Raw genomic sequence first — 17,252 nt, 5'->3', positions numbered from 1 at the left:
CTTACTTATATCATGAAAAGGAATATTCTCATCATAACCGCCTTTGCCACGTTGCTGGCTGCCTGCTCTGCCAAAAAAGAAGGGCTCGAAGGCAAAAAAGAAGAGCTTGCTCAGCTGAAAGCCCAGCAGGCTGAAAATGATAAGAAAATAAAGGCATTGGAAATCGAGATCGGTAAACTGGACCCGAAGAAAACGACGGAAGCCAAAGTGAAACCGGTATCGATCGCTACCTTGAATTCGGAGACTTTCAAGCATTATGTGGAACTCCAAGGCACGGTTGACGCAAAAAACAATGTCCTCGTGACCCCTAAAACCGGCGGTGCCATTGTGGCCATGTACGTGAAGGAAGGCGACGCGGTGAAAGCGGGCAGCGTGATCGGCAAGATCGACAACAGCATCCTCACCGAATCCATTGAAGAGCTGAAAACTTCACTGAGCCTGGCTAATACCCTTTACGAAAAGCAGAAAAACCTTTGGGACCAGAAAATCGGCACTGAGCTGCAATACCTGCAAGCGAAAAACAACAAAGAGTCACTGGAAAGAAAGCTGGCTACTTTGAATACGCAGATCGCGCAGACGAATATCGTGTCGCCCATGTCCGGTGTTGTCGACCAGGTAAACATTAAAGTAGGCGAAACCGCTTCCCCGGGCGTAGGCGTCGTGCGGGTAGTGAATTTGAGCAACCTGAAAGTTTCGGCGAAAGTATCGGACGTGTATGCGGCCAGCGTGAAAAAGGGCGACGAGGTGATTGTCAAATTCCCTGACCTGAAAAAGGAATACAAAGCCCGCGTAACATTTGTGAGCACGGCGGTAGATCCTTTGTCAAGAACATTCACGATCGAGGCTAACCTCCCTTCCGACCGCGATATTAAACCTAATATGATGGCGCAGGTGCAGATCAACGACGCTACCAGCAAAAATGCACTGGCGATCGACCAGAACTACGTGCAGAGTACCGAAAAAGGCAATGTGGTTTACGTAGCCGTCACCGAGGGCAATAAGAAAGTAGCCAAGGCGAAAGAAGTGAAGACGGGGCTGAGCTACAATGGCAAGGTGGAAATCCTGTCGGGCCTGACGGCCGGCGACCAGCTGATCACACTGGGCTACCAGGAAGTGTCCGACGGTCAGCCGATCAGCTACTAACGAGAAGAATGACGACCGTCATAGGTCAGTTGTAGTCAGGAGTTGTCAGGGATTGTCAAGAATGCACAATCCCCTATTCAGTCATTCATTCATTCAACATTATGAAATTTAGCGAATACAAAACCCTAAGCTTCACCAACTGGTGCGTAGAGAACAGGACGACGATCTACATCTTTACGTTCATCATTACGCTGGCGGGGTTCATGGTGTACAATAACCTGCCGAAAGAGCAGTTTCCCGACATCAAGATCCCGCAGATTTACATCAACACGGTGTATTTCGGAACGGCGCCGGCCGATATCGAGAACACGATCAACAAACCGATCGAAAAGCAGCTGAAATCGCTCAACGGTGTTAAAAAGATCAAATCCAATGCATTGCAGGACGTTTCGGTAATCCTGGTCGAGTTTACGCCCGACGTGGCCGTGGAAGTTGCACTGCAAAGAGTCAGGGATGCGGTGGATAAGGCCAAAACCGATTTACCCCAAAACCTCGATTCGGGTCCGACGGCGCAGGACGTGAACTTCTCGGAGTTCCCGATCATGAACGTTAACATCGCCGGTAACTATTCTTTGAAACAACTGAAACAATATGCGGAAGATTTGCAGGACGGGATCGAAGCATTGCCGGAAATCACCCGCGTGGATATTCTCGGCGCATTGAACCGCGAGATCCAGATTAACGTAAACCTCGACCGCATGAAGTCGACCGGTTTGACATTCTATGATGTACAAACGGCGATCCAGAGCGAAAACATCAACGTCTCAGGCGGCGAGCTGAATGTCGAAGGCGTGCGCCGGACATTGCGCGTGAAAGGCGAGTATACCGATGTGCGCGACATGGCGAATATCCGCATCCGCACGGCCACGGGCGCTACCATCCGCCTTGGCGACATTGCCGAAGTAGCCGACAGCTTCGAAGAACAGCAGGATTTCGCACGTTTGGCCGGTAAAACGGTCATTACGTTGAACGTCATCAAACGTTCCGGCGAAAACCTCGTGGATGCCGCCGACAAGATCGAGGACGTGATCGCCGATTACCGCGAAAACCGTTTTCCATCCGGACTGGACATCAATATCACGGCCGACTCGTCCATCCAGACCCGCGCCGACCTGCACGATCTGATCAACACCGTTGTACTCGGCTTTATTTTCGTGGTAATGGTACTGATGTTCTTCATGGGCGTGCGCGACGCGATTTTCGTAGGGCTCTCGGTGCCATTGTCCGCCTTGGTAGCATTTGTGATGATGCCGATCATCGGTCCGATGGTCGGGACGGAATTTACCCTGAACACCATCGTACTCTTCGCATTCCTGCTCGGGATCGGTCTCGTGGTGGATGATGCCATTGTGGTAATTGAGAACACGCACCGGCTTTTCAACCAGCATAAGGACTGGACGATCCAGCAGGCGGTAAAAGCGGCGGCAGGCGAGGTATTCATTCCGGTACTTTCCGGTACATTAACGACCATCGCGCCGTTCTTCCCGCTGTTGTTCTGGTCGGGTATAGTCGGGGAATTCATGAAGTTCATGCCGCTGACGCTCATTATCACGCTGGGCGCGTCATTGTTTGTGGCTTATGTAATGAACCCCGTGTTCGCGGTGTCGTTCATGGGCCGTCATGACGACGAGAAAGAAGCGCACGACACGAGCTTTAAGGCGATCCGCCGACCGGTGATCATCCTCGTGGTGGCAGCGGCAATAGGCTACCTGATCGACCGCGGTGTGGGTAATTTCTTTGTATTCATATTGATACTCTGGATTTTCAACCACTATATCCTTACACCGAGAATCCTTGTCCCTTTCCAGGACAACCTGCTTCCCGCATTGAAAAATGGCTATCGCAAGCTGATCGACTGGCTACTGAGAGGTTGGAGACCGGTATTTGCAATCGTCGCCGTGTTCCTGCTTTTGATCGCGACATTCGTCATCACCGGCATTGCACAGCCCAAAGTACTGTTCTTCCCAAGCGGTGACCCGGATTATGTGTATGTGTATAACAAACTCCCGATCGGTACCGATGCCCGAGTGACCGACTCCGTGACCAAGATCATCGAAAAACGTGTTTTTGATGTGCTGGAAAAGGAAAAAGCGATGGATATGGTCAACTCCGTGATCGCCAACGTAGGTAAAAACGCCGGCGACCCGTACAACCCCGACCGCTCGGCCACGCCGCACAAGTCGAAAGTAACGGTGGCATTCGTGTATGGTACGGAGCGTGGCGGAAGGTCGTCGGAGGCTATTCTGCGCAAGATCCGCGAGGCGGTTGCAGGTATTCCGGGTGCTGAAATTTCCGTAGAACGCGAAGCCGTAGGGCCTCCTACCGGTAAGCCTATTTCGATCGAAATTTCCGGTGACGAGTTTGAAGTACTGCAAAAACTGGAAAAAGATGTGCTCAAAAAAGTACAGGATTCGGGTATCGAAGGCATCGACCAGCTCCGTTCCGACCTCGTGACGAACAAGCCCGAAATCGTGATCGACATCGACCGCGAGAAGGCACAACGCGAAGGTATCAGTTCCCAGCAGATCGCATTGGCCGTTCGTACCGCATTGTTCGGTTTGGAAGTGTCCAAATTCCGCGACGACAAGGACGAATACCCGATTATGGTACGCCTCGAAAAAGACGACCGCGAGCAGATCGAGAAGCTATTGAGCCTCAATGTCGTGTACCGCGACATGAATATGGGCGGTGCATTGCGCCAGGTGCCGATCACCTCGGTAGCGAATATCCATTATTCAACCACATTCAGCCAGATCAACCGCCAGGACCAGCGCCGGATCGTTACGCTGGGCTCCGATGTATTGCCGGGCTACAACGCGAACGAAATCGTGGCGCAGATCCAGAATGTGATCCAGGAAATGGAAGTACCGAACGGCTATATCATTAAAATGGGCGGTGAGCAGGAAGAGCAGGCCGAATCGATGTCGTTCCTCGGGACCGCATTCGGAGCGGCGATCATGCTCATTTACCTGATCCTCGCGACGCAGTTCAACTCGGTGATCAAGCCATTCATTATCTTCTTCACCATCGTACTCTCGCTGATCGGCGTATTGCTCGGTTTCGTGATCTTCAACAAGGACTTCTCGATCATCATGTCCGGCGTAGGTATCATTGCATTGGCCGGTATTGTGGTGAAAAACGGCATCCTGCTCATCGAGTTTATCGAAGAGCTCCGCGGGCGCGGGTACCCCATGCGCGAAGCCATTATCGAAGGCGGCGCGATTCGTCTGACACCCGTATTGCTCACTGCCTCCGCGGCCGTACTCGGTCTGGTACCCCTCGCATTAGGTATCACGGTCGACTTCGTGGGACTTTTCCGCGACTTGCAACCGCACCTGATCGTGGGTGGTCCAAGCTCGGTGTTCTGGAACATCCTCGCCTGGACGATCATTTTCGGTTTGACGTTCTCGACGATACTCACGCTCGTGATGGTGCCGTGTATGTATTACGTGAACGAGCGCGTACGCGACAAATGGTTCCGCAAGGGCCAGCCTGAGGTAGTGAACCCCAACTGGCAGAACGAAACGATCTGATAAACAGCACATTCATTGTCCATTTCGGGTAAAAACATTTTTTTTCGGCCCGAAATGGACAATAATCCAAAACATTCTTAGATTTGCAACCCCAAAGAACGGAGCGAGAGCAATCTGTTTCGTTCAAATATGGCAGACTAACCACCTGCAAAAGTTCGGGATGTAGCGCAGCCCGGTAGCGCACTAGCATGGGGTGCTAGGGGTCGCAAGTTCGAATCTTGTCATCCCGACATTGATTACCAGCCACTTACAGCTTCATGTTGTGAGTGGCTTTTTTGTTAGGTCGAACATTTTCAATACATTCATTGACTTTTTCTTAGTACTTCGTGAATGGTCTTGCAATTTTTAGGAAACGCTCCTCAATAAATACTTCAAATTTACCTTTTCAAAAAACGACAACTTAGTAGCGTTTTTATACGATCTTAATATTTTTTAGATATGGGAAATCAGTTGAGCTATTCTCTTAGTAGGAGACGTATCAAATTTAATCCAGCGTAACTGGAAATCACTGTGTCGTAAAACCGACGTTATTTGCTATCGCAGATATTTAGTAGATATGTAACCCATGTACGCTTTACGGGTAGTCTATTCATTCATTCCATCCTTGTATAATGACTAAGTGGTCTTCCATTTTCCTTGTTTTTTTGATTTTAGGTTACGTAAATGCGCAAGATCCGCCGAAAAAAGCAGTGTTGATTCGAGCGGGATTCGTTTACAACAGTGAAAAGAACTCCTTTGAAAAAAACCAGGAAATATTAATAGTCGATGGAAAAATTGCGGACATTGGATCGAAAGTTTCTACCACCGCTGGTACGAAGATCATCGACATGAGCAAGAATACAGTCACTCCCGGACTGGTAGATGCCCATACGCATTTGTTGCTATCATTACCTTACAACGCAGGCCCAGATCCGATGGTGGTGGATCCGCTGGTTCACTCCGGAACTGAGCGCGTCCTTCGAGGAGCAGCTATTGCAAAAACTTACCTGAATGCTGGTTTTACAACCGTGCGCGATTTAGGCAACTCAGGAATGTTCCTGGATGTAACTTTGAAGAACGCCATTGAAAAAGGTTATATTGAAGGACCAAGGATGTTTGTATCCGGGCCAATACTGAGTGCCGTGGGTGGGCAATTTGAAAAACTGTCGCATCATTTAAGCCACCTGCCAGGCAAGGAGTACAGGATCATCAAAGGGGTAGATGATGCCAGGCAGGCGGTGATGGAACATCTTAATTCGGGTGCAGATGTCATCAAAATCTGTTCAGACAATTCTCCTAATATTTTTTTATTGACCATTGAAGAAATAAAGGCAATTACTGAAACTGCGCACCAATATGGTAAAAAGGTAACGGCACATGCCACATTTGATAAATCTATTCAAAACGCGATTTTGGCTGGCGTTGATGGGATCGAGCATGGTTATGGAATTTCAGATTCTTCACTAACCCTAATGGCGCAAAGAAACGTTTACTGGGTGCCGACACCCGTTTCATTTCAGGAGGGAATGATGCGCGTAAAGCGGCAAAGTGGATTAACCGGCAAGGATGCAGAAGCGATCGTTAACGAATTTGTACAACCGAACAAGGCTGCAATTCAGTCAGCCATGAAAAAGGGTGTCAAAATTGTAGTCGGTTCTGATAGTTATAATGATACTGGTCAACCTATCGGAGATCAGGCAAAAGATGTTTTGGTCGCTCTTAGAGAAGCAGGGGCAAGTGTGGCAGATGTCCTTCGGTTTGCAACTTACAATTCCTCTCAAATTCTGAATAGGCAAGGTGTGATAGGCACTCTAAAAAAGGGGGCACAAGCGGATATCTGTGTATTTGACGGAAATTTGGAGCAAGGTTTCGCAAAATCCCTATTTCAAGTTCGGCTCGTGTTGAAGGGTGGAAATATTGTGTTTAAATCCGAAAATGAATAAGTGCATTATAGTTTATTGGTCTTAAGTCGCATTAACCGGGCTTTTTTGCAGCACTCTAAAATCTATAATATCTGGACATTCCGGAAAGCGTTACCACGGTCCCGATCATAACGATTACTGTAAACGATATTCCAAAAATGAAATCTCATCTCCGGATGTTAATGCTTTCGGCCGCTTTTATTTCACCTCTTTCAGGAACATTGCTCAGCCAACCAACCAGTTTGAAATGCCAGATAGCCATACCCAGCAGAACCAATAAAATGCCTACCGATGCTAATATCCAGTTCATATGTAATTTATCGGCCAACAAATAAACAAACCCCTACCCATAGAACTCCGGTCAGCCAGACCATCGCAGTCTTCCAGCGTCCTGGCCAGCTCCGGATCCAAAAATAAAGCACGGCTTCGACCACGAAAGCTGCTACGCCCGCTATAACGAAATATCGGAATGGTAGCCTGTCAGATGCAACAATGTTTTCCAACGTAGTATAAAACATCGAATACAAGAAACTTCCGATAATGATAAAACGCCACAAGTCCTGTTGCAGCTCTTCTTTCTTAGCTTGCTCCATAGCCTACTTAATGTCTAAAATACTGCCAACTCCAAAGTAATGCGCCCACAAGAGCCAACGCGCCGGCTAGCAGCTGATTCGTCGCCGGCCTGGGCACCTCCCGAACGGATCATATAGGTTCAGTCTTGTATTTCTCAAAGAATCCACCGCAATTTATATATTCCCCTTGTACTATGTGTCTTCATTTAACATAAATCCACTCTTATCCGAACGGAACGGGCGTTTTCTGGTTTTTCTTTTATCCTCTGCGGTTGAATAGGCAAAACTTTGGGTCTTATCGTTGAGCATCAATCGCCTTTCTACCCTGTAAATTGCTGTCCATTCCTGATGTACGTATTTCCGCCGACCCAATAAATTGTCTCCTTTTCATACCCCTTGCAGCGTTTATAATGGTGTCAGTTTCAGCTCGCAAGCGGCGGCCGCGCCGTTCGAATCTTATCATCCCGACATTGACAATCAGCCACTTACAACATCGTGTCGTGAGCGGCTTTTCATTTCAGTACATTTTCATCAGAAAATATTGTAACTTACTGATTGTCAAATAGCCAACAATTTCGCAGGCACCTGAAATTCAAGTTCTGGTGACCAGAAAACGCTGCAGACGAGTCCAACAAACGACGGCAACTAACACGAAACAATGCAAGACTTACTATTCGATTTTATATCGAAATACGTTTCCCTTACAGATGATGAAAAGAATGCCATCGTCTCCTTCGATGTGTTTCGTTCTTTCAAGAAAGGAACCACTTTACTTAAAGAAGGGCAAAAATCCAATGACGGCTATTTTGTTCTCAAGGGTTGCATCCGGGTATATTACGTGATAGGCGGAGATGAAAAAACAACCGCCTTCTACACCGAAATGGAAGCCGTGACACCGCATTGCGTCATCAATAAAGCACCTTCCGACTACTATATATCTTGCGTTGAGGATACCATTCTCATTCTCTCAAACCCCGATATGGAAGCTGAAATGTTTAACAAGTTTCCAAAGTTTGAAACCCTTTGCAGAATATTGGCAGAAGAAATTCTGGCTAAACAACAAATTAATTTCGATGAGTTCAAGACTTCTTCCCCCGAGCAACGGTATCTGAACCTGCTGCAAAAGAGACCTGACCTGGTACAACGTGTCCCGCAGCACCAGCTGGCTAGCTACCTGGGTATCAAGCCGCAATCGCTAAGCAGATTAAGAGGACGGATTTTGGAAAAAGACAAAGGTTAAGGAGCATTTCTTAACTTAAGTGAACGTATTCAGGCTACCTGCCAGCCTACTTTTGCAGTATCATTTAATAAGAAAAGATATGCAAAAGAAAATTCTATGGTTTAGCTTTATTTTAATGGCGGCTGGAACGCTGCAAGTGGAAGCGCAATATGCCAAACAAGACACTACTTATAAAAAGTTTTTTGTAGGCAGCACCTTGTTTATGCTGGCTAATCTTATTCCTGATAATAATCCGCCTAAGATGGTTTATGTGAACTTAGGTTACCGCATTACGGGAAAGGATGCAATTTCACTTGAATTAAAAACCTGGAAATACGGCTGGCCAATTGGCATTCCCTATGGAAAATCATTTGAAGCAGAAGGAGAAGGTTTTCCGGGATATATTCGTGAATATGGGTTTTCAGTTTCTTATTACAGGTATTTATGGAAAGGTCTTTTTACGCAGATTGACGTAATGCCTGCCTGGCAAACTTTTGTAAATGATGAAGGCAACAGGAATGACAAAGGCTTTCAAATCTTTAACACTTATTCCATTGGTTATCACATCAAGCTTTTCAAAGACAGGTTTTTTATACAACCTTCCATCGCAATAACCCATCGTCCCTACCAATCAGAAATGCCCGATTCGTTTAAACAGGTCGATGATAGATGGTCAAGATTTTTCTACGGGCAGCCGGGGTTGCATTTTGGGTTTAATTTTTAAAACAAAAACGTACTACCCCATTTTGTCAATCACCCTTTGCAGCCTTGGGCGTGTGTAGCGCTGTAACAGAACCGGATAAACATTCAGGAAAATGTTCGTAATAATCAGCCACCGGGCGGCGAAGAAAGAGTAAGCGAATATAACGTAACCGGTAATAAGCAAAACGACGAGTCCGATCACGATATGGCCCGCTTCGGCAACGCGGGATGCGCGCTCGTACGCACGAAAATCGGCCAGGCTTTTCCGAATAGGCGTTTGTTGCTGCCGCATTTTCTCCCAGCCGCTTTTAACCAGAATGGCCCTGTACCATTCTACGCCGAACAGCTGGTACAGCTTCCCATTTCTTTCAAAAGGCTGCGCATTGAAATACTCCGAATCGAGGGGCGGTTTGAGCTGGGATTCAAATACGGTAAACCAGAACATGAGCAAAAAGTTGATCCCAAAACTGAATACGCCCGAAGTCATGTCCAGATAGCGGATCATAAGTCCCGTCGTTCCCGCCGCCATCAAAATGACAAGCGCTATTTTTACCCATTTCAAAAACATAGAGGATTGTCTGTTTCGCAATCAAATATTCGCAAATATATCTTTTTCAGAATATTTGAATGAACATTTATCTCACAAGCACCACTTTGCCAGAACGTGTGTCCAATACGTCGTCGTTTTCGCCGGACATGATCACCTTGTAATTGTACACCCCGGCACCTATATCCGGCCGTAACCAATACCATTCAAGCACAGACGACAGGCCTATAACCGCGATCGTCTTGTCTTCCATCAAAATGCCGCGCTGGTCGTGGATCAGGTAACGGATCGATTTCAGCGGGAGTGAGCTGGCGGCTTTCAGTTCGAAACGCAGATAGGACGTGGCAGGGTTGGGGCTCACGATGAGTTCGTGCCGCATTTCCTCCGGTTTGGCTATTTCAAAAATCATGCGGTAGGATTGGGAAAGTGCATTGCCGGCCTGGTCTTTGGCATTGATCAGTAATTCATACTGGCCCGGCGGGAGGCTGGTCGGGTAGTCGAGCAGGAGCTCGCGGGCTGAGGCATTTACGTGGATTCTACTTTTTGCGTAGCTGATCTTTTTAAAATCGCAATCGTCATTCACGCAGGGTTTGATGAAAAGATCGATGAGCGAAGTGTCGGCCGCAAGTGGGCGGTCGTCGGTCAACGTGATTTGCATGCGCGGCTCGGGACGCAAGAGCTCGCCCTGTCTGGGCAGACGGTCGTCGATTTTCAGGGTTAGGACCGGCGGGACGATGTCTTTCAAGCTTTTGTCCGTGAACACGGGCTCGTCTTTTACAATGTCCCAATCGATATACAATTCTGAAACATTGTTCTTCCGGTCAAGTTCAGACAATGTGCGGTCCGGATCGATTTCCACGCGGATGGATTTCAAACCTGTTTCATTCCTGAACTTCATGTCCGTTTCCTGCAAGGAAGGGAACGCTTTCAAATGGGTCACCCTGTTCACTTCCCCATTCTTTCCGACCAGACTCACTTTCACCGGAACCGTTTGGTCGCTCACAAACTTACCGAAGTTAGCCACATTCAGGCGCACGCGCACCGAATCCGACGCCCCGATGGTGCTCTTTCCCGCCTCGGCCAGCAGCTTGATGCCTTCCTCCTGCGCGATCGCGTAATCGGGCTTATCGACGGTCACCAGCCTCAGCGCGGGGTCTCCCTGCAACAGCGACTGGTGCACGTAGGCAACGTTGAACCTGTCGCTGTACTTTGCAAGAATATCAGCGGCCACGGCGAGCTGGATCTTCCCGATCGGCAGGCGGCCGGTAGCCTCGTTTTCGAACATATGGTGGTAGAGCGATTCCAGGTACGTCACGCCTGGGCTCACGTAGCTCTCGTACGTACTCGCAATGACGGCGATCGCGCCGCGGTCGGGCGCAACGAGCCAATCCAGGGAAAGAGTAATGCGGTCGTTGGCGTCCGGGTTTTTAGGATTGGGGTTGAAGCGGTTACTGAACACGTTGCCCACGCCGCAGCCGGTAAAATACATGACCGGATACTTGTTCAGGTTCGCATAGCCGCGCGAGGCGTCGCGTGCGTGACCGATGTCCGGGTCGGAATGGATCGTATTCCCGTGGCCCAGAAAGGTGATCATGCCCAACCCCTCATTCACTTCTTCGGTAATGTTCACCGGCTCTACCTCCTGCATTGCCTGCCGCTTGACATAATGCTTCAACGTGCCGCCGAAACTGGTTTTCAGCACCTTGTTTTCCACACCGCGCAGGTAATCGCGCAGCTGTACAATTTCACTGGTCGTTTTACCACCGCTCAGATGCAGCACCCGCTTGCGCCAGCCATAGTCGCCCGATCGATTCGCTTCGTATGCTTTCACCTTTTGCAGGTAATCGGTCATGTTCTGGTTGGTCACCGCGGAAATGCGGCCGACGGGAATGGCCGGATGGTTCACTGCGGCACCTGCTATGCCTTCGACGAGCATTAGGTCCGAGCCGGGGAAACCGACCGTGGGCACCTCACCCGGCAGCTCCCGCACCATTTTCTCGTTTTGCGTGATAGACTTTCCAATGAGCAAAAGGTATTTCTCCCGATTGCCGTCTGACAGCATGTAGCACATGAATTTCCGGATCGCCACCGGGCTCGGCTCGCCGTAATTGAACTGGTTATAAATGTCCTGAATGCCCGCTATCACCGGTTTGTAGCCGCCGCCGGCCGCCGATGAGCGGTATCCGGCGTACAAGGCCGCACCCGGCCGGAGCTCTTCGGTGGTAATAATGATGTAGTTCGCCGCTTTCGGGTCAAATGCCGTGAAGGGCGCTTCCTTCACTTTCGCCGGCGCGACGGCGGTAATTTCGCTCGTTGCCAGCAGCACTTGCCTTATACCCGACTGCCGCGGCACCATCAGGTTCTCCCCGGCAGGTTTTAACACCACCGGGTTATGCGCGTCCGAAATGTCCACGAAATTGAGTTGGGACGATACGCCTTTTAAGGAAATCCTGCTCCATTTGTCGTTCGTCGACACAAGGCGAAGTTCTTTCGATGCCTGGGCATCTATTTGAATGGACTGCGGGTAATCGATGCAATAATAGGCAATGGAAAACCGCTCTAATCGCTCTCCGCTGACGGACCGGAGCTTCAAAAAGCCATTTTGCGTCGCGTCCAGGTCATCGGCACCGATTGGAAAACTATATTCGGTACCCGCGAAACCTGCGTTATCGAGCGACTTCACAAGCCGCATTGTATTCTTATTTTTACCAATATAAATCTCGATTTTCCGTGCATTATTGCTTCGGCCGTGCACCATCAGCTTTATCGTCGGCTTTTCAGGGGTGTTGATAAAGTTATCCAGCTTCAAATTGAACAACAGCTGGCTCCCTTCCTTGCAGGTATCGCCCGTCCAGCTGGCGCCTATTTCAAAGTAACTGTTCAGCAGCTCCGGCTTCACGGAGTATTTGGTACCCAGTGAATAGTCCTTCCTGAAAACCGTCGTGGCGAGCTCGCGGTGGTGTGCCAACAGAGGCACATTTGCATCGGCGGGCTGTTCGAGAACCTTTGCCCTGGTTCCCTGGCCATCGGCGATTGTCAGGAAGTAAGCGCCTTCGTCGGAATACATGCTGAAATAGGGGTTCATGCGGGCGCTCATCGGGCGGTACAGCAGCGAATCACTCGCGCCGTCGTTCGGTAATGCGTAAAACAGGATTTCTTCGTTGGCGGTACTGATGATCGACACCTTTTTGCCGCGCCGCCATAGCTGGAACCGGGCCGGATCGCCGGTAGGGAAATTTTCAGGTAATGACGAAAATGCGATTTTGTGCAAACCCTTTTTTGTGATGCCGATTTTCACATAAGGTTTCCCGTAGTCGATCCAGCTGTTCGCATATGGCGCGCCCCATTGTGCCTGCGAGGTGATACCGGTCAACAAAAAAATCACAAATGCCGCTGCCGTCAGGAAGTGCTTCATAAATCCGATGATGTTTTTAAATCTCAATAAAGCATCCCGGGACGGTTCGGACGCTTTCCTTCTACCAGGCGAACAGTATGCATTACTTACCGGTAGAAAACGGCGTTTCTATGTTGTAACAGTTTTGTTGAAATATTTCTACTATTTATTTTGTTAGTCGGCGTTCAACTGGTTGCATTCTTGAAAATGTATAATTAGTGGCATAGGATTTGAGTTCCACCTGTCGGCATCAAAAACAACACAAGACCAATGGATACTTTTAAGTTTATGAAGGACGATTGGGTGAAGGAGAAAGGCGGCGATCAGCTTATGCAGGTCGACGAATACCAGATCGTCGACGTCGTGGTTCACCGAAACGGTACCACGTCGGGACCCATTACGAGGCGCGCGTTCAGCGGGAAGGTTTGGTGTACCTGGGTCAACGGAAACAAGGCGGTTATCACACAGCCGTTTTGGGAAGAAGACCTGGAACCCGCCACCTATCAGCAGAACAACTACGCTACTTACGCATCTGTCAATCACACACATTAGCCTTTAATCCAGCAAATTCATTAGCGCCTGTTTTCTTTCACCGCACTAAAAACGAAAAGCCCGGAGTTAATTCCGGGCTTTTCGTTTTATCAGGTTTTCCGTGCCGTCAAGGCTTTCTTGCAGGGTCCGATTGCGGCTTCACCGAGGTGGTATCATCCATTTCCGCTGTTCCTTTACGACTTTTACGGCGTTCTGCACGCTCTTTCCGTTTATCGTCGGTCGGCATAAGGGTATCGTGGATCACGGCACCCGAGCTCTTCTGTCCTTTGATAAGCGTATCTTCCGAAGGTATCTGGGCTGGTCGCGCGGGCGACTGGGGCGCGTTGAATTCGGGCTTCGTTTCAGGTCCCGTGGCAGGCACGGGACTGGTTTGCGGTACTGGCTGTGGCACAGACTGTTCCGGCGTTACCGGGTTCTGTGCGAATGCTCCCGCTATTCCAAGGAGCATTGTGAATATGCATGCAACGTATTTCATGGTCCATGCTGATTATGTGAAAAAAAGTGACCGTACTATGGCGCCCTTCGCACTAAAACCGTTCCAGAGGCAGCCAGGCCGGTGCCTTGATTTGCCAAACCAACTATCCACAAAATGCGTAGCGATATACCCAAAATGCCGATAAGCCGAACGCTATGTAACTTTAATTATCCTTACATAATATTACGAAATAATTCGCAGCCATTTTGGTCAGCTATAAACCCTTTTCATGCGGATTTTCTCGCTCGGTGTCAGCACCAAAGGTACTTTCTCCACCTTCACCGAACTGCTGTCCAAGCCAAACCACTTGTCTTCCGATGTAGTAATGCTTTTAATTGCGAAGTAGATCTTCATGATCATTTCTTCCATAAAAGGCAGGTTGTTTTCGATGGACAAATAGCGTTCAAGCACGATGAAACGGAAGTCGCCCGTGATGTTCTGGCGGTTCAGCGATTCGTAACGGCTTGTAATATCCACTTCCTTGTTGAGTACCATATCTTCCACCACCTTCCGGAAGAAGAGGTTAATGCGTTGCTCGATCCGGAAACCCAGGCGGAACGTTACCTTGATCACATCATCCTCGGCCAGGATATTCACGTGGTAATCCATGGTATACGGCTCGTCGGTCGTTTCCACGTGCACAAACCAGTAGATATCGGCACGTTTCGGGCGTTTGTAGAAGATCGAGTAGATAATTTTGTTCTCGATCTCGCTCTCCCGCGACGCATTGGACATGAAGATCAAATGCGTGGAATATTTGGGAATACTAATGTCGTTACTGAGCTCTTTAAGCGGGCCGATGTACTTTTCGAGACTTTCGAATTCCGTCAGACGGAGCTTGATATAGTAAGCTTTCAGCCAAACCGTGATCACCAGCCCGATTACAGTCGCCAGCACGAGCGAAACCCAGCCGCCGTGGGTAAATTTCAGCAGGTTAGCAGCCAGGAACGAGCCTTCGATAGCCAGGTAAACGATGAGAAATACGGCGATAATCGATTTGCTGACCCTTTTTACATATAAGTAAACCGACATCAGGATCGTCGTCATGATCATCGTGAGCGTGATCGCGAGCCCGTACGCGGCTTCCATATGCGACGACTCCTTGAAATACAGCACAATGCCGATACATCCCGCCCATAGCAGCCAGTTCACGCTCGGTACATAAAGCTGACCTTTCTGGTCGCTGGGGTATACAAGGCGTACTTTGGGCCAGAAATTGAGGCGGATCGCTTCGGAAATCAATGTAAATGAACCCGTTATCAATGCCTGGCTGGCAATGATCGCGGCCATGGTGGCAATCCCGATCCCCGGCAGCAGCCACCAGTCGGGCATGATTTCGTAGAACGGCTTTCTGCCATTGAGCAGATCGCCCGAATGCACGATCAGCCAGGCACCCTGCCCGAAATAATTGAGGATCAGGCAAGTTTTGACAAAAACCCAGCTAATGCGGATGTTGCCCCGCCCGCAATGCCCGAGATCGCTGTATAATGCCTCGGCGCCCGTCGTACAAAGGAACACCGCGCCCAGCAGCCAGAAGCCGCCGGGATGGTTGGTCAGCAGCTGATAAGCATAATACGGGCTAAGCGATTTCATGATTTCGGGATGATCCACCACCTGCGCAACGCCGAGTACGGCCAGCATGAGGAACCAGATCATCATCACCGGCCCGAATGCCCGGCCAACGATGGTGGTACCGAAAACCTGGATGATGAACAGGAGCGTCAGGATGCCGATCACGATCGGGATCGTCTGGATGTCGGGGTAGAGAATACGCAAGCCTTCCACGGCCGACGAAACGGAGATCGGCGGTGTGATAATGCCATCTGCCAGCAGCGTACTCGCCCCGATGATCGCCGGTACCGTGAGCCACGCCGCACGCCTGCGTACCAATGCGAACAGCGCGAGAATACCGCCTTCACCCTTGTTATCCGCCCGGAGGATCAGGATCACGTATTTGATCGTCGTTTGCAGGGTAAGTGTCCAGAAAATGCAGGAAACCGCGCCGTAGACGACATCGTCTGTAATTTTATTTGTTCCTATAATGGCCTGCATTACGTACAGGGGCGATGTCCCGATATCCCCGTAAATGATACCTAATGCGACCAAAAGTCCGGCAGCCGAAGCTTTGTCCAGGTGTTTGTGCGAACCCATTGACTAGTTTGTTGAAAATGCGGTGCGAATTTATCAAAATCCGCCGTCAGAATGCTAAAAGGTGTAAAACTCGTACGTGACCTTCCATTTGATTTCCTGTCCCGGCTGAGCAGCTATTTTAATGTAAGGCTCCGGGCAAGACGTGGTCGGGCAAGCCCAGTATACCAGCTTTTCCAGCGGCTGATCACAGGTAATCCTTACGCCGGCCTTGGTTTTGGTGTTTTCAATGCGAATATCATAATCTTTCGCGGTGGGTCCGAAGCCCTGCAAACCAGCGCTGAAAACCTGGTCGCCCTTCACCACCTCGCGGGAATAATTCAACATTTTGCCGTTCGCATTGATAATCGACCCGAAGCCCCTGCCCTCTCCTTTCACTTCGAAAGGAAAGACAATGCGGATATTTTCATTCGACGGCTCATTGTCGATCATGAAAAAATTATGATTATAAGTGCTTGCCATGATCGGTTTGGAGCCTGTGTTTTTCAATGTGTGTTCCAAAACGAGCTGCGGCTTGCCTTTTACGAGTTTCAATGTCTTGTGGTAATCGTAGCCATACCCCGTTTCGTCTTTCAGCTCATGCGCGAATGCTACCTGGTCCTTCCCTTTCGTTACCGACCATTTTCCGGGATTTTTCACCGCATAATTCGTCGCGAACGAATACTTTTTGTCGTCCGGCTTCGTGAGCACGCCCACGCCGATCTTCACAAACTGTTCGCCGGGCTTGGCTTCATCGAAATTCAATGGCGTAAATTCCTCAACGGGGCCCATGATGGCGTCGTGCAGTTTGGGATCGTACGGTGCCTGGTTCCACGCGCCGAAATAGGTGTGGCCCTTGTATTCCAGGCTGGGAATCACCCCGGCCCAGTCGAACCGCACGCCGCGGTAATAGCCCTCATTGGCATCGGGCAGGTACAATTTGGCTTTGATCATGCCATTGGAAATCTCGGTGCCTGGGAATTCGGCCAGCGTAAATGCGGCGATAGCCAGGCATAGCAATGCGGCAAAGAGTGTGACGACCTTTTTCATGATGTTTTTCAATGGTTTAGGAAGAATAGAAAATAAA

The 17,252-nt window shown here is 49.4% G+C and carries 13 protein-coding genes and 1 tRNA gene; 7 read left to right on the top strand and 7 right to left on the bottom strand.

Going from position 1 to position 17,252, the window contains the following annotated elements; translation table 11 throughout:
- Positions 1-12 precede the first annotated feature (12 nt).
- From H144_RS0125430 to H144_RS0125415, 4 genes are all read left to right on the top strand, one after another.
- Positions 13-1,143 carry an efflux RND transporter periplasmic adaptor subunit gene (locus tag H144_RS0125430; protein WP_019944931.1) on the top strand — a complete coding sequence of 377 codons (1,131 nt, stop codon included), beginning with the start codon at positions 13-15 and terminating at the stop codon, positions 1,141-1,143.
- A 101-nt stretch (positions 1,144-1,244) separates the two neighbouring features.
- Positions 1,245-4,676: an efflux RND transporter permease subunit gene (locus H144_RS0125425; RefSeq protein ID WP_019944930.1), complete on the top strand. Its 3,432-nt coding sequence runs from the start codon at positions 1,245-1,247 to the stop codon at positions 4,674-4,676.
- Positions 4,677-4,832: 156 nt separating this feature from the next.
- Positions 4,833-4,906 (top strand) — tRNA-Pro (locus H144_RS0125420).
- A 381-nt stretch (positions 4,907-5,287) separates the two neighbouring features.
- Positions 5,288-6,598, top strand: coding sequence for a metal-dependent hydrolase family protein (locus H144_RS0125415; RefSeq protein WP_019944929.1), 1,311 nt, complete (start codon positions 5,288-5,290; stop codon positions 6,596-6,598).
- Between the two features lie 145 nt (positions 6,599-6,743).
- Here H144_RS0125415 and H144_RS34430 read toward each other — a convergent pair whose 3' ends face one another.
- Entirely contained in the window at positions 6,744-6,887 is a 144-nt protein-coding gene (locus H144_RS34430) for a hypothetical protein (protein WP_019944928.1), read from the bottom strand.
- Between the two features lie 7 nt (positions 6,888-6,894).
- The gene (locus H144_RS0125405) at positions 6,895-7,170 is read right to left on the bottom strand and encodes a hypothetical protein (protein ID WP_019944927.1); all 276 of its coding nucleotides are present in this window, start codon (positions 7,168-7,170) and stop codon (positions 6,895-6,897) included.
- 637 nt (positions 7,171-7,807) lie between these two features.
- Between H144_RS0125405 and H144_RS0125400 the strand changes: the two genes are divergently transcribed.
- The gene (locus H144_RS0125400; protein ID WP_019944926.1) at positions 7,808-8,389 is read left to right on the top strand and encodes a Crp/Fnr family transcriptional regulator; all 582 of its coding nucleotides are present in this window, start codon (positions 7,808-7,810) and stop codon (positions 8,387-8,389) included.
- Positions 8,390-8,468: 79 nt separating this feature from the next.
- Positions 8,469-9,092 (top strand): hypothetical protein, encoded by a 624-nt coding sequence (locus H144_RS0125395; protein WP_019944925.1) that lies wholly within the window; start codon positions 8,469-8,471, stop codon positions 9,090-9,092.
- Between the two features lie 12 nt (positions 9,093-9,104).
- On the opposite strand, the gene H144_RS0125390 is transcribed toward H144_RS0125395, so the two are convergent.
- On the bottom strand, positions 9,105-9,638 hold the full coding sequence (locus H144_RS0125390) for a glycosyl-4,4'-diaponeurosporenoate acyltransferase CrtO family protein (RefSeq protein WP_019944924.1): 534 nt from the start codon (positions 9,636-9,638) through the stop codon (positions 9,105-9,107).
- A gap of 67 nt (positions 9,639-9,705) precedes the next feature.
- On the bottom strand, positions 9,706-13,032 hold the full coding sequence (gene porU2, locus H144_RS0125385) for a putative type IX secretion system sortase PorU2 (protein WP_019944923.1): 3,327 nt from the start codon (positions 13,030-13,032) through the stop codon (positions 9,706-9,708).
- 249 nt (positions 13,033-13,281) lie between these two features.
- Between porU2 and H144_RS0125380 the strand changes: the two genes are divergently transcribed.
- Positions 13,282-13,563: a hypothetical protein gene (locus tag H144_RS0125380; RefSeq protein WP_157505129.1), complete on the top strand. Its 282-nt coding sequence runs from the start codon at positions 13,282-13,284 to the stop codon at positions 13,561-13,563.
- 106 nt (positions 13,564-13,669) lie between these two features.
- Here H144_RS0125380 and H144_RS0125375 read toward each other — a convergent pair whose 3' ends face one another.
- From H144_RS0125375 to H144_RS0125365, 3 genes are all read right to left on the bottom strand, one after another.
- Positions 13,670-14,038 carry a hypothetical protein gene (locus tag H144_RS0125375; RefSeq protein ID WP_019944921.1) on the bottom strand — a complete coding sequence of 123 codons (369 nt, stop codon included), beginning with the start codon at positions 14,036-14,038 and terminating at the stop codon, positions 13,670-13,672.
- Positions 14,039-14,248: 210 nt separating this feature from the next.
- Positions 14,249-16,189 (bottom strand): KUP/HAK/KT family potassium transporter, encoded by a 1,941-nt coding sequence (locus H144_RS0125370; RefSeq protein WP_019944920.1) that lies wholly within the window; start codon positions 16,187-16,189, stop codon positions 14,249-14,251.
- Between the two features lie 54 nt (positions 16,190-16,243).
- On the bottom strand, positions 16,244-17,215 hold the full coding sequence (locus H144_RS0125365) for a hypothetical protein (RefSeq protein ID WP_033403278.1): 972 nt from the start codon (positions 17,213-17,215) through the stop codon (positions 16,244-16,246).
- Between the last annotated feature and the right edge of the window lie 37 nt (positions 17,216-17,252).

It is taken from the genome of Dyadobacter beijingensis DSM 21582 (genome assembly GCF_000382205.1).
Taxonomy (GTDB): Bacteria; Bacteroidota; Bacteroidia; order Cytophagales; family Spirosomataceae; genus Dyadobacter; species Dyadobacter beijingensis.
This window is presented reverse-complemented; position numbering and strand designations above follow the sequence as displayed.